We start from the raw sequence: 12,817 nt of genomic DNA, 5'->3' as shown, positions 1-12,817 counted from the left end.
GGATGAGGTCGAATCATTTGCGCGCCTGGATGACCTGATCGAAACCCTGCGTGGCCTGGGGATCAAGTTTGCTGAAGTGCACCTGTAGCAGGCTTACTTGCAGACCACCACCACGCTGCGGCCTTTGAAGTTGCCCACGTCCTGGCCCAAGGTCTTGTCGCTATCCTTGAGCGCCGGCGTTCCGTTAGTGCCGACGATGCGGTAACCGGTGCCCGCGCAGGATGCGTCCGCTTTCTCGTAGCAACTGGCCCATGAATTGGCCTCGCCCGAGCAGTCGATGGTCAAGCCTTGTTCGCCATTTTTCAGCAAGGTGTCGGAAGCGGTAGTGCAGCCGGCGAGTGCCAGTACTGCGGTCAGTGCCAGGATCTTTTTCATAGAGGTTCGTCATCGAGGTATTGGAAGGGCGCGCTGACACTGTCGTGGCGTTGTCGAAGGTTATAGCGAACGGCCATCTAGGTACAGACAAACAAAAAAGCCCCTTTCACGGGGCTTCTTGCGCAACACATGAGGCTTACTTGGTTTTCGGCCGCTTGCTCGATGCATGGCCCGCCTCATCCACAAACACTTCAGCGACGGCAATCGCCATGCTCTCGGTTTCGAATACACCGGCAACGCTGTCGCCGTGAAAATTGATCAAGTGCCAGCCATCTGCTCGCTTCGTGATCAGGTAGCCGTTTACACCTTTGGGTTCTGACATCTGTTGGCAATCTCGTGGTCTTGGTTCAAGGCGCTCATGATAGCGCCAAATGCCGGGGCAGGGCGCAAGTTGTTGCAGGTCAGTGCCAGGGGCGCAAAAGCGTGCTAAAACCATTGCAGCCCTTCTTCAATAAGGGGCCGAGGTGGGTTCTGACTGACCGTTGGTGACACCCTTTGCAGGATCAGCGGAACTTACGCCGACATTTTTTCTCTATGATGACATCGCAACGCCAGCAGGACCCATTGTAAGGTGACTGCGGCCTGATTAGACTGCGCCGAATTCCGTACGCACAGCCCTTTGTAAGGACTCATATGATCAAGAAATGCTTGTTCCCAGCAGCCGGTTACGGCACTCGCTTCTTGCCAGCGACCAAAGCCATGCCCAAAGAAATGCTGCCAGTGGTGAACAAGCCACTGATTCAGTACGGTGTGGAAGAGGCTCTGGATGCCGGTTTGAACGAGATCTCCATCGTCACGGGTCGTGGTAAGCGCGCGCTGGAAGACCACTTCGACATCAGCTATGAGCTGGAAAACCAGATCAAGGGCACCGACAAGGAAAAATACCTGGTCGGTATCCGTAAATTGCTCGACGAGTGCTCGTTCTCCTACACCCGTCAGACTCAAATGAAAGGCCTTGGCCACGCCATCCTTACCGGCCGCCCGCTGATCGGTGACGAACCGTTCGCCGTGGTCCTGGCGGATGACTTGTGCGTCAACCTGGAAGGCGACGGTGTACTGACCCAGATGGTCAAGCTCTACCAGAAATACCGTTGCACCATCGTTGCGGTGATGGAAGTCAACCCAACCGAAACCAATAAGTACGGTGTTATCGCCGGTGATGATATTGGCGATGGCCTGATCCGTGTACGCGACATGGTCGAGAAGCCAGCACCGGAAGATGCACCGTCGAACCTGGCGATCATCGGTCGTTATATCCTTACCCCGGACATCTTCAAGCTGATCGAAGAGACCGAGCCAGGCAAGGGCGGCGAGATCCAGATCACCGACGCTCTGCTCAAGCAAGCCAAAGACGGTTGCGTGATTGCCTACAAGTTCAAGGGCCAACGTTTCGACTGCGGCGGTGCTGAGGGTTACATCGAAGCGACCAACTTCTGCTACGAGCATTTCTACAAGACGGGCAAGGCTTACTGATTCACGCTTGCCGGTACGTTTTAAGCGAAAGCCACCCTCGGGTGGCTTTTTCGTTTTTCAGCCCCATGTAAGTCGGTATGCTGGTGTCCTGCCGAGGAGAGTGAAATGGCCTACGATTTTGACCTGTATGTAATTGGCGCCGGTTCTGGCGGTGTTCGCGCGGCGCGCTTTGCCGCTGGCTTTGGCGCCAAGGTGGCCGTGGCGGAGAGCCGCTACCTGGGTGGCACCTGCGTGAACGTCGGCTGTGTGCCAAAGAAGCTGTTGGTGTATGGCGCGCATTTTGCCGAGGATTTTGAGCAGGCCAGTGGCTTTGGCTGGTCCCTGGGCGAGGCGAACTTTGATTGGGCGACCTTGATCGCCAACAAGGATCGCGAGATCAACCGCCTCAATGGCATCTATCGCAACCTGTTGGTCAACAGCGGCGTGACCCTGCATGAAGGGCATGCACGCCTGGTTGATGCCCACCAGGTGGAGATTAACGGTGAGCGCTTCACTGCCAAGCACATCCTGATCGCCACCGGCGGCTGGCCGCAGATCCCTGAGATTCCAGGGCGCGAGCACGCCATTGGTTCCAATGAGGCATTCTTCCTCAAAGAGCTACCTAAGCGCGTGCTGGTAGTGGGCGGTGGCTATATCGCCGTCGAGTTCGCCGGCATCTTCCACGGCTTGGGTGCACAAACTTCATTGCTGTATCGCGGCGACTTGTTCTTGCGCGGCTTTGATGGCTCGGTGCGCAAGCATCTGCAAGAAGAGCTGACCAAGCGCGGCCTGGACTTGCAGTTCAATGCCGACATCGAGCGCATCGATAAGCAAGCCGACGGCAGCCTCAAGGCCACGTTGAAGGATGGTCGCGTGCTGGAAGCCGATTGTGTGTTCTACGCCACCGGCCGCCGCCCAATGCTGGATAACCTGGGCCTGGAAAACACCGGGGTCAAACTGGACGAGCGCGGTTTCGTCGCGGTGGATGATCTCTACCAGACCGCCGAGCCGTCGATCCTGGCGATTGGAGATGTGATTGGTCGTGTGCAGCTGACGCCGGTGGCTCTGGCTGAAGGCATGGCCGTGGCGCGGCGGTTGTTCAAGCCCGAGCAATACCGCCCGGTGGATTACGCCAATATCGCGACGGCGGTGTTCAGCCTGCCAAATATCGGCACAGTCGGTCTGACGGAAGAGGATGCACGCAAGCACGGCCACAACGTGCAGATCTTTGAAAGCCGTTTCCGGCCGATGAAGCTGACCCTCACCGATTGCCAGGAAAAGACCCTGATGAAGCTGGTGGTCGACGCCGACACCGACAAAGTGCTGGGTTGCCACATGGTCGGCCCGGATGCGGGTGAAATCGTGCAAGGGCTGGCGATCGCGCTCAAGGCGGGCGCGACTAAGCAGCATTTCGACGAAACCATCGGCGTGCATCCTACGGCGGCGGAAGAATTCGTCACCATGCGCACGCCCGTGGCGGACTGATCAGGTTGGCTCTGCTGCTTCTGGCGCCGTTGCAACGACGGCCGCCAGGCGCAGCGCTTCGATGCTTGCCTGGGCCTTGATCAGGTCCAGCTCAAGCGCTTTGTTGTGCTGCTGATGTTCCAGTAGCGCAGCTTGGCGTGATTGGCTGTCCTGCACGGCCACGCGCAGGCGTTCCTGGAGCAGGGCGCGTTCGCTGTCGATCTGGCTGAGTTGTTCCTTGAGTTTCAGCTGTAGCGCCTGGTCCTGACGAGTTTGCTCCTGCAGCGCATTCAATTCCTTGGCGGTCGCTCGCTGCTCACTCAGCAGACGCTCGTTATCGCGATGCAACTGGGTGATCTCATCCTGGCGCACCAGCGCGCTTTGCTGTGCCTGGCGCAATTCGGCCTGAACCTGCTGCAACTGGCCTTCATGGCGACGCTGTTCCTGCTCGCGCTGCTCCTTGATGGCAGTGCGGTAATGCTCAAGCGCATCACGGGCGTGCAGGTGTTTTTCTTCCAGTGAGCGAATCTGCTCGTCCTTGTCGTTGAGCCTTAGCTCGTAGTCGCTGCATGCCTGGCTCAGCCCGGCGTTACGGGTTTGCTCGGTCTGCAAGCTGGTGCTGGCGGTTTGCAGCGCCGCGCTTTCTTCGGCCAGGGCCGCGGCCTGGATATCAAATTGCTGTTTGAGCTGGGTGTGCGCCTCTTCCAGGGTTTCTACCTGGGCGAGCAGGGCGGCTTTGTGTTGCTCGAATTGCGCCAGGGCCAGGTCGATCGGCTCTTGGGCCTTCTCTTTCAGGCGTTGCGCCAGGCGTGCGACCAGTTCGCCAAGCTCATCGTCAATTGGCGCCTGAGTGATGGTTTGTCGTGATTCGCTTTCGTCCAGCTCTTTCAAATAGCGATGAATCGTGGTTTTCGAGCCGGTATTCCCCATTTCGATACGCACTGCATCGATGCTGGGGTTTTCGCCGCGGGCGAGGATCGCCAGGCGTGCCGTCTGCACTACTGCTTTGTTTATGCCGCCACGAGCCATGGGGTCTCCGTCGATTTAGTACTGTGGTACATGGTATGTAGATACATACCATATCATGATTAAAAACTCGTTTAAATTCATGATTTAACAGATGGGATATTGGCGTATTATCCCGTGTCATCTGTGTTTTCCTCCGCCATCCATCTGTCAGCAGTACGAAAAGACGCCTATGAGCGACCTGGACCGATATCTCAACGCCGCCACCCGTGACAACACGCGCCGCAGCTACCGCGCAGCCATCGAGCATTTCGAAGTCAGTTGGGGAGGGTTCCTGCCGGCAACCAGTGACAGCGTGGCGCGTTACTTGGTGGCACATGCCGGAGTGTTGGCGGTCAATACCTTGAAGCTGCGGCTCTCGGCACTTGCGCAATGGCATACCAGCCAAGGGTTTGCCGACCCGACGAAGGCGCCAGTGGTACGCAAAGTGCTCAAGGGCATCCGCGCCGTGCACCCGGCGCGAGAGCGACAGGCCGAGCCTTTGCAGCTCCAGCATTTGGAACAGGTGATCGCCGCCCTGGACATTGAAGCCAAACAGGCCAGCGAGCATCACGACCAACCGCGCTTGCTGCGGGCCAAGCGCGATGCTGCGCTGATTCTGCTGGGCTTCTGGCGCGGCTTTCGCAGTGATGAACTGTGCCGGTTAAGCATCGAGCATGTGCAAGCCGTGCCCGGCGCAGGCATCAGTCTGTACTTGCCGCGCAGCAAAAGTGACCGCGATAACCTCGGCAAGACCTACCAGACCCCGGCGCTGTTGCGGCTGTGCCCGGTGCAGGCTTATAGCGAGTGGCTCAGCGCCTCGGCTTTGGTGCGCGGGCCGGTATTCCGTGGCATTGACCGCTGGGGCAACCTGGGCGAGGAGGGCTTGCACCCCAACAGTGTGATCCCGCTACTGCGCCAGGCCCTTGAGCGCGCAGGCATCCCCGCCGAGCAATACACCAGCCACTCGCTGCGGCGGGGCTTTGCCACTTGGGCGCATCGCAGTGGCTGGGATTTGAAGTCGCTGATGAGTTACGTCGGTTGGAACGACATGAAATCTGCGATGCGCTATGTTGAAGCGACGCCGTTTCTAGGCATGACCCTGGCAACCCAACCACTGATTTGAGATTTCTTCTATTAATACAGTTACCTGATAGAGAAAACCAATCGCCAGCATCAGGTTTGCCAATGAGCCATCGACCGAAAGAGCCGGTAGGATTCATCTCATCAACTTCTTAACCCCTGACGGAGAGTCAACGATGCCTATCATCAACAGCCAAGTAAAACCGTTTAAAGCTACCGCTTTCAAAAACGGCAGCTTCGTCGATGTGACCGACGCTGACCTGAAAGGCAAGTGGTCGGTTGTATTCTTCTACCCAGCCGACTTCACCTTCGTTTGCCCAACCGAACTGGAAGACCTGGCTGACAACTACGCCGAATTCCAGAAGCTGGGCGTCGAAATCTACAGCGTTTCCACCGACACCCACTTTGCCCACGCTGCCTGGCACAACACTTCGCCAGCCATTGGCAAAATCCAGTACACCATGATCGGCGACCCAACCCTGACCATCTCCCGCAACTTCGACGTGCTGATCGAAGAAGCTGGCCTGGCAGACCGCGGCACCTTCGTGATCAACCCAGAAGGTCAAATCAAGATCGTTGAGCTGAACGACGGTGGTGTAGGCCGTGACGCTTCCGAGCTGCTGCGCAAGATCAAGGCCGCTCAGTACGTTGCTGCCCACCCAGGTGAAGTCTGCCCAGCCAAATGGAAAGAAGGCGAGGCCACTCTGGCGCCGTCTCTGGACCTGGTCGGCAAGATCTAAGTCTGTGAACGCGTATCAAGGGCGGGTATCCGCACTTAAGTAAGCTGCATCCGCCCTCAAAACGCCCGGGCGAGATTCGCTCGGGCGTTTTTTTGTCTGCAATAAACCGAATGAACAGGAAATCGCCCGTATGTTGGACGCCAATCTTAAAGCTCAGTTGAAGTCATACCTGGAACGGGTCACCCAGCCGATCGAGATCGTCGCCTCCCTCGACGACGGTGCGAAATCCCAGGAAATGCTTGCTCTTTTGCAGGACGTAACCAGCCTCTCCACGCTGATTACCCTGAACACCGATGGCAATGATGCGCGCAAGCCATCGTTCTCCATCAACCGCCCGGGTGCCGATATCAACCTGCGTTTCGCCGGCATCCCCATGGGCCATGAATTCACTTCGCTGGTGCTGGCCCTGCTGCAAGTCGGTGGCCACCCGTCGAAGGCCAGTGTCGAGGTGATTGAACAGATCCGCGCCCTCAAAGGCGAGTTCAGCTTCGAGACTTACTTCTCGCTGTCCTGCCAGAACTGCCCGGACGTAGTCCAGGCGTTGAACCTGATGGCCGTGCTCAACCCGAACATCCGCCACGTCGCGATTGACGGTGCGTTGTTCCAGGCCGAAGTCGATGAGCGCCAGATCATGGCGGTGCCGAGCGTCTACTTGAACGGGGTCAACTTTGGCCAGGGCCGCATGGGCCTCGAAGAGATCCTCGCCAAGCTCGACACTAGCGGTATCGAGAAAGCCGCAGAGAAAATCAGCGCCAAGGACGCCTTCGACGTCCTGGTGGTGGGCGGTGGCCCGGCCGGGTCTTCGGCTGCCATCTACGCAGCACGTAAAGGTATTCGTACTGGTGTGGCGGCTGAACGCTTTGGTGGCCAGGTGCTGGACACCATGTCCATCGAGAACTTTATCTCGGTACAGGAAACCGAAGGGCCGAAACTGGCCAGCGCACTGGAAGCCCATGTGCGTCAGTACGACGTGGACATCATGAACCTGCAACGCGCCAGCCGCCTGGTACCGGCAAAAAATGCCGGTGAGCTGCACGAAATTCGCTTCGAAAGCGGTGCCACACTCAAGTCCAAGACCGTGATCCTGGCCACTGGCGCCCGCTGGAGAGAAATGGGAGTGCCCGGCGAGCAGGAATACAAAGCCCGTGGCGTGTGCTTCTGCCCGCACTGCGATGGCCCGTTGTTCAAGGGCAAGCGTGTGGCGGTGATCGGCGGCGGTAACTCCGGCGTGGAAGCGGCCATTGACCTGGCCGGTATCGTCAGCCATGTCACCTTGCTTGAGTTCGACAGCAAGCTGCGCGCCGATGCCGTGTTGCAACGCAAGCTCTACAGCCTGCCGAACGTGGATGTGATCACCAGCGCATTGACCAGTGAAGTCAAAGGCGATGGCCAGAAAGTCACCGGCCTTGCCTACAAGGACCGCGACACTGGTGAGTTCAAGACCATCGACCTGGAAGGCATCTTTGTGCAGATTGGCTTGCTGCCCAACACTGACTGGCTCAAAGGCACCGTAGAGCTGTCGCCGCGCGGCGAGATCATTGTCGATGCCCGTGGCGAGACTTCACTGCCTGGCGTGTTCGCCGCCGGTGACGTCACCACCGTGCCGTACAAGCAGATCGTGATTGCAGTAGGCGAGGGCGCCAAGGCTTCGTTGAGCGCGTTCGATCACCTGATCCGTACCTCTGCTCCGGCGTAAATCATCCTGAGCTGAAAATGAAAAACCCCATGAGCGATCATGGGGTTTTTCTCGTTCCCACGCTCCGCGTGGGAATGCATCCGGTGACGCTCCGCGTCATGCAGTGCTTATTACATCGGCGCCGGCTGAATGATCTCGACCCAATAAGCATCCGGGTCCTTGATGAACGCGAGGCTCTTCATGCGGCCATCCGTCAGGCGCTTCTGGAAATCACAGCCCAAGGCTTCGAAGCGTTCGCACGCCGCGACAATGTCCGGCACCGAGATACAGATATGGCCAAAGCCACGTGGGTCGGTGTTGCCGTTGTGGTAGGCAAAGTCGGCATCGTTTTCGGTGCCGTGGTTGTGGGTCAGTTCGAGGATGCCCGGAATCGACTTCATCCACTGGGTACGCTCGGCGGCGTCGGCCGGGATCTGGGCCTTGTCCACCAGGGCCAGGAAGTACAGGCTGAATTCGGCTTCCGGGAAGTCACGTTTCTCGACCAGGGAGAAACCCAGGATGCGCGTGTAGAAGTCCAGCGACTTGGTGATGTCCTTGACCCGCAACATGGTGTGGTTGAACACGAAGTTCGCCGTGGCGTTGTCGGGTTGGGCGGTGACGCCCGGGAAGGTGTTCAATTCGTGCAGGCTCATGGGCCCTCCAGAAAAAATGTGAGATGAGCGGTCCATTGGCTTGCGGTCTGCCTCCATGCAGACGGGCCATGATACGCAAGGCGCACCGGCTGCGCCAAATGAAAAAGCGCGCCAGGCCCTTGCGGTCAGCGCGCGCCGGGCCGCACACTTTGCCGCTGGAACCTTGGGTGTTTTTCGCAATGATCGAGTTTCGTAGGCCGCTGTTGAGTGCTATGTGCGTGTTGTTGGGCAGCCCGTTTGTGCTGGCCGCCGAGCCGCAGGTCCATTGGCCCAGCGGTTGGCAGGTCGAAGAAGTCGTGCCTGACGGCGAGCCGCCTGCCAAACCCCTAGCAGTGTCCCGGCAGCGAGCGATCAAGAATGATGAAAATGGCGCCACGTTGATGGTCATGGAGTTGACCGGAACGCCAATTGAGGCCGGCCATAAAGTTAATCTTGCTGGCGTGTTGCTGGAGATGCGCAAGTCCATCCAGAAAGACTTTGCCCGTGGCGGTTATCAAAGCGTGTGCAGCAAAATGCACCCCACGACATTGAGTCGGCTTGACGCGTTGGAAACTACCTGCGTGATTACCGAGAACGGTCGACACGTATTGTCGCAAACATTAGTCGGTGCGCTGGATGTCGACAAAGCCTATGTTTTTTCATACGCCGGCCAGGCGCAAGCGTACGAGGCGAGCAAGGAGGAAGTCAGTTTGGTGCGTAACAGTCTGAAACTTTGACCCGCTCAAGCTGAGCGAATTTGAACAATATGAACGCTGAGTTAAGTTCGATTCCGAACCGTTAGAGCAAAAAAAGCCCCGCGTATGCGGGGCTATTTTTTAGTACATGTTTCAGCCGCGAAGCCAGGAGTCTACAGTGGCAGCGCCGTACTCTTCTTTCCAGGCTTTGAGGCCGCGGTGGTTGCCACCTTTGGTCTCGATCAGTTCGCCGGTGTGCGGGTTGTGGTAAACCTTGACCACCCGTGCGCGGCGCTGTTTAGGCGCGGCGGCGGCCGGTGCACCGCCTTTGCGTGGCGCGGGATCGAGGATAGCGATCACATCACGCAGGCTCTTGTCGTATTTGCCCATCAGCGTCTTGAGCTTTTCTTCGAATTCGATTTCTTTCTTCAGGCCAGCGTCGTTCTTCAAGGATTCCAGCTGTGCAAGCTGCTCTTGAAGGGCTTTTTCTGCTGCGCGAAATTCGGCGAGTCTGGACAAAATCTGTACTCCAATAATGTAGTTGCTGATATCAACTGCAGACAAAGCTATAAGCCAAGAACGTTAAGCCACGTCAACGAAAAAGACCCTTCTGCGAGTTCTGCACAGGCAGAAAAAATTGTAGTAGTTAATTCATCCTGAGTAAATCATGTCTTTTAAAGAAAGACCAATCTTTCATCATAGGCCGCGCAAGGCTATTCCACGATGCCCAACGATTTAATGAATTCATCGCAGGGTAATGGTCGGCCAAACAGGTAACCCTGTAGGAAATCCACGCCCTGGGCCACGAGGTACTCACACTGTTGGGCTGTTTCTACGCCTTCGGCAACAATGCCTAGATCCAGCTTGACTGATAACTCTATGATGCTGTCCAGAATATGCCGCGACAGCGCATCCGCACCGATCATGGCGACAAAGCTTTGATCGATCTTCAAGTAGTCGACGTTGAAATTGCGCAAATAGCCCAAGCTGGAGTGGCCGGTGCCAAAATCATCAATGGCAATCATGACCCCCATTTGATGCAGCGCCTCGAACAGGCGGCGGGTGGTCTCGGTGGGTTCGATCAACTCCCGCTCGGTCAACTCCAGCACCAGGGTGACCTGGCCGGGTGGGAACGCGGCGAGGAATTCCCGGCAGTCCTGCACCAGCGCCATGTCCTGGCAATGGCGCGCAGTGATATTCACGCCGATATGAAAGCCTGGGCTGAAGCGCGCGGCATGAGGCGCCAGTTGCGCGGCAGTCAGGCGCAGCAGGGCACGGGTCATCGGCACGATCAGGCCGGAGTCTTCGGCCAGGGGAATAAACAGGTCCGGGCGCACCAGCCCTTCTTTGGGATGCTTCCAACGCATCAGCACCTCACACCCGGCCCATTGGCGGGTGTCACCGCGTACCACCGGTTGGAAATAGGGGATGAATTCATTGGCCCCCAAGGCGCGTTGTAACTCGTGGGTTGGCGCTGACGAACGTTTTTGCAGCCAGGGAGCGAGCAGCCCCGCCAATATCCCGAAGAACACCACCAGGCTGAACAGGGCCGGATACCGCGCCTGCATATAGCGCCAGACTTCACCCTCGGGCATTCCGGCCTCGACACTGTATTGATAGCGCTCGGAAGCCAGGCGCTGTGGCGCCACGGCAAATGTCGGCAACGCGCCTTGATGCACTTTGCCGTCGGCACCCAGCCAGTTCGGGCCGACGTGCAATACCAAATACGCGTAACGGCTGATCAAGCGCAAGGCGTTGGTGAGGTGGTAACCGTCAACCGAGGCAAACGCGCCTTGATCGCCTTGGACCAGGCGGTACACCAGCAGGGCGGTATCGGGTGTGACGGGGTTGCCTTTCATCAACCACAGGCGCCCATCCACGTAGTCGTCGGGGTTGACGGGCGATTGGTAGCGACCGCCAAACAACGAGCTGCAATAGATGTTTTTCTGCCAGGACAGTGTGGTGGCCCGCACAAACGGCCGACGCGTGACTTGTTCACGTAGCGCCAACTTGGCGGCGCTGTCACAAGGTTTACCGGCCAGCGGCAGCAAAGCCTGGGCAGCGATGGCGGTGTTGTCGAGCATCAGGTCGAACTGGCGCACCGCTTCTTGAGCGGTTTGCGCCGTGCTTTGTTCAAGGGTGCGCTCGGCTTGCCAATACAGAATCACAACCCCCAGCAAGATGGGCAACACGCCGCTGGTTGCACTGATGAAATAGCGTGCGGCTCGGCTTCGTGGGCCTTTGACGGTCAGGGGCATAGGGGCGGTCAGTCGTGAGAAAAAGAGTGAGATAAGCCGATGATAGATGGCAATACGCAGGCCTGCTCAGTTGTTTTGAGCGGGTTGACCTAGCCGTTCGGTCAGTTGTGGCGGGGATTTCATCTAGGCAACATAAACATCGTTGCAAGAAGTAAGAGACTCAGGACCGTACCCCTCCAGCCTCTCTCAGTGCCGTGCTAGCCCAATTTTGGCGGGCCGGTCGGCGCGTGCCTTTCGAATGTCGGAAGCCGCCTTGCAGCCTTTTAACGACTCCACAGGAATTTGCAGCAATGAAAAAAATCGCACTGGCCGTTGCCTTGTTGATGGCTAACAGCGTTGTCGCTCTACCGGCGTTCGCGGCGGACGGCACTATCACCCTGACCGGTGAGATCACTGGCACCACCTGCAGCATCAGTGGCGGGGCAGGCGCTGCGCCTGGCGCCGGGCCGGACTTTGCCATTGCGCTGCACAAGGTCCAGGCCAGCGCACTCAAGGCTGCCGGGCAGACGGCGGGGGTAAAGCCGTTCTTTATCCAAGTCGGCAGTTGCCCGAAGGACACGGTGGTCGCGGTGTTATTCGAGAGCAGCAGCCCGGCCATCAACCCGGCGACCGGTAACCTGGTCAATCAGGCGCCAGCCACACCCGAACCGGCAAAGTTCGTGGAAGTACAGATTGTAGACGGCGTCACCAACCAGCCCCTGGATCTGCGGCTGGGCCTGACTTCGAGTACCTCGACAGTGCCTGACGGCGGCGCGGTGACGCTGCCATTTGCAGCTCAGTACTTCGCCACGGGGGCAGCGACCGCCGGCCCGATTAGCACGCAAGTGCTGTATTCCGTGACATTCCCCTGATCAAGGCCAGTGGGCCTGGCGACCTGCCAGGCCCTGCCTTGAAGGAAGGACGCATGCTTTTTCGCACATTACTGGCGAGCCTTACCTTTGCTGTCATCGCCGGCTTACCGTCCACGGCCCACGCGGGAGTGGTGATCGATGGCACACGGCACATCTACCCCCAGCAGCGCCGTGAAATCACCCTGCGCCTGAGCAACGACGATAAACGGGCACCGCGCCTGGTCCAGGTGTGGCTGGATCAAGGCGATGCCACTCCAGATCCCTCCCATAGCGACGTGCCGTTCAGCCTCTCGCCCCCAGTGTTTCGCCTGGATCCAGGGAGAAGCCAGGGTGTGCGGCTGGTCTACACCCAGGATCCGTTGCCGCCAGATCGAGAGTCCTTGTTCTGGCTTAATGCCTTGGAGGTCCCCCCGAAAATCAGTGCGGCCGAACTCGGTGAACAAGCCCCTGAAGGGAATCATCTGCAGTTTGCTTTTCGTATCCGCACCAAAGTGTTTTTTCGCCCCCGTCATTTGCCTGGCAGTGCAGACCAGGCCCCCGCGCAACTGCGCTGGAGTCTAAGGCGCACCGAGCGCGCAGCCGTACTG

The 12,817-nt window shown here is 58.2% G+C and carries 14 protein-coding genes and 1 pseudogene; 9 read left to right on the top strand and 6 right to left on the bottom strand.

Annotation, left to right across the window (positions count from 1 at the left end):
* A pseudogene (locus GIW04_RS20080) lies at positions 1 to 88 on the top strand (hypothetical protein); the annotation flags it as partial.
* A 5-nt stretch (positions 89 to 93) separates the two neighbouring features.
* Here the strand turns inward: GIW04_RS20080 and GIW04_RS20075 are convergent.
* Together GIW04_RS20075 and GIW04_RS20070 are read right to left on the bottom strand one after the other, a co-directional pair.
* Positions 94 to 375: a hypothetical protein gene (locus GIW04_RS20075; RefSeq protein ID WP_032875487.1), complete on the bottom strand. Its 282-nt coding sequence runs from the start codon at positions 373 to 375 to the stop codon at positions 94 to 96.
* A 136-nt stretch (positions 376 to 511) separates the two neighbouring features.
* Entirely contained in the window at positions 512 to 697 is a 186-nt protein-coding gene (locus GIW04_RS20070; protein ID WP_003191311.1) for a hypothetical protein, read from the bottom strand.
* 311 nt (positions 698 to 1,008) lie between these two features.
* Between GIW04_RS20070 and galU the strand changes: the two genes are divergently transcribed.
* Both galU and gorA read left to right on the top strand, forming a co-directional pair.
* Positions 1,009 to 1,848, top strand: coding sequence for a UTP--glucose-1-phosphate uridylyltransferase GalU (gene galU / locus GIW04_RS20065; RefSeq protein ID WP_003173830.1), 840 nt, complete (start codon positions 1,009 to 1,011; stop codon positions 1,846 to 1,848).
* Positions 1,849 to 1,953: 105 nt separating this feature from the next.
* On the top strand, positions 1,954 to 3,312 hold the full coding sequence (gorA, locus tag GIW04_RS20060) for a glutathione-disulfide reductase (RefSeq protein ID WP_003191308.1): 1,359 nt from the start codon (positions 1,954 to 1,956) through the stop codon (positions 3,310 to 3,312).
* On the opposite strand, the gene GIW04_RS20055 is transcribed toward gorA, so the two are convergent.
* Positions 3,313 to 4,320 (bottom strand): DNA-binding protein, encoded by a 1,008-nt coding sequence (locus GIW04_RS20055; RefSeq protein ID WP_094774766.1) that lies wholly within the window; start codon positions 4,318 to 4,320, stop codon positions 3,313 to 3,315.
* Positions 4,321 to 4,489: 169 nt separating this feature from the next.
* On the opposite strand from GIW04_RS20055, the gene GIW04_RS20050 reads away from it, so the two are divergent.
* From GIW04_RS20050 to ahpF, 3 genes are all read left to right on the top strand, one after another.
* On the top strand, positions 4,490 to 5,422 hold the full coding sequence (locus GIW04_RS20050) for a site-specific integrase (protein ID WP_003191304.1): 933 nt from the start codon (positions 4,490 to 4,492) through the stop codon (positions 5,420 to 5,422).
* A gap of 133 nt (positions 5,423 to 5,555) precedes the next feature.
* Positions 5,556 to 6,119, top strand: a complete 564-nt coding sequence (gene ahpC / locus GIW04_RS20045; RefSeq protein WP_003191303.1) for an alkyl hydroperoxide reductase subunit C — start codon at positions 5,556 to 5,558, stop codon at positions 6,117 to 6,119.
* Positions 6,120 to 6,249: 130 nt separating this feature from the next.
* The gene (gene ahpF / locus GIW04_RS20040) at positions 6,250 to 7,815 is read left to right on the top strand and encodes an alkyl hydroperoxide reductase subunit F (RefSeq protein ID WP_034135034.1); all 1,566 of its coding nucleotides are present in this window, start codon (positions 6,250 to 6,252) and stop codon (positions 7,813 to 7,815) included.
* Positions 7,816 to 7,925: 110 nt separating this feature from the next.
* Here the strand turns inward: ahpF and gloA are convergent, their stop codons facing one another.
* A complete protein-coding gene (gloA, locus tag GIW04_RS20035) occupies positions 7,926 to 8,447 on the bottom strand; it encodes a lactoylglutathione lyase (RefSeq protein WP_003191301.1) in 522 nt (173 codons plus the stop codon).
* Between the two features lie 179 nt (positions 8,448 to 8,626).
* On the opposite strand from gloA, the gene GIW04_RS20030 reads away from it, so the two are divergent.
* Positions 8,627 to 9,163 carry a DUF4946 domain-containing protein gene (locus tag GIW04_RS20030; RefSeq protein ID WP_003191300.1) on the top strand — a complete coding sequence of 179 codons (537 nt, stop codon included), beginning with the start codon at positions 8,627 to 8,629 and terminating at the stop codon, positions 9,161 to 9,163.
* A gap of 111 nt (positions 9,164 to 9,274) precedes the next feature.
* On the opposite strand, the gene GIW04_RS20025 is transcribed toward GIW04_RS20030, so the two are convergent.
* Together GIW04_RS20025 and GIW04_RS20020 are read right to left on the bottom strand one after the other, a co-directional pair.
* Entirely contained in the window at positions 9,275 to 9,640 is a 366-nt protein-coding gene (locus GIW04_RS20025) for a histone-like nucleoid-structuring protein, MvaT/MvaU family (protein ID WP_003191298.1), read from the bottom strand.
* Between the two features lie 194 nt (positions 9,641 to 9,834).
* Positions 9,835 to 11,379, bottom strand: a complete 1,545-nt coding sequence (locus GIW04_RS20020; RefSeq protein WP_236479149.1) for an EAL domain-containing protein — start codon at positions 11,377 to 11,379, stop codon at positions 9,835 to 9,837.
* A gap of 290 nt (positions 11,380 to 11,669) precedes the next feature.
* Between GIW04_RS20020 and GIW04_RS20015 the strand changes: the two genes are divergently transcribed.
* Both GIW04_RS20015 and GIW04_RS20010 read left to right on the top strand, forming a co-directional pair.
* Positions 11,670 to 12,230 (top strand): fimbrial protein, encoded by a 561-nt coding sequence (locus tag GIW04_RS20015; RefSeq protein ID WP_003191294.1) that lies wholly within the window; start codon positions 11,670 to 11,672, stop codon positions 12,228 to 12,230.
* Positions 12,231 to 12,283: 53 nt separating this feature from the next.
* Positions 12,284 to 12,817, top strand: a 534-nt coding sequence (locus tag GIW04_RS20010; RefSeq protein ID WP_236407620.1) for a fimbria/pilus periplasmic chaperone, incomplete at its 3' end; no start/stop codon positions are given.

It is taken from the genome of Pseudomonas sp. PA-4-8C (assembly GCF_021606625.1).
GTDB classification, from domain to species: domain Bacteria; phylum Pseudomonadota; class Gammaproteobacteria; order Pseudomonadales; family Pseudomonadaceae; genus Aquipseudomonas; species Aquipseudomonas lactis.
The sequence above is the reverse complement of the archived record's forward strand: the minus strand, read 5'-3'. Positions and strand labels throughout refer to the sequence as shown.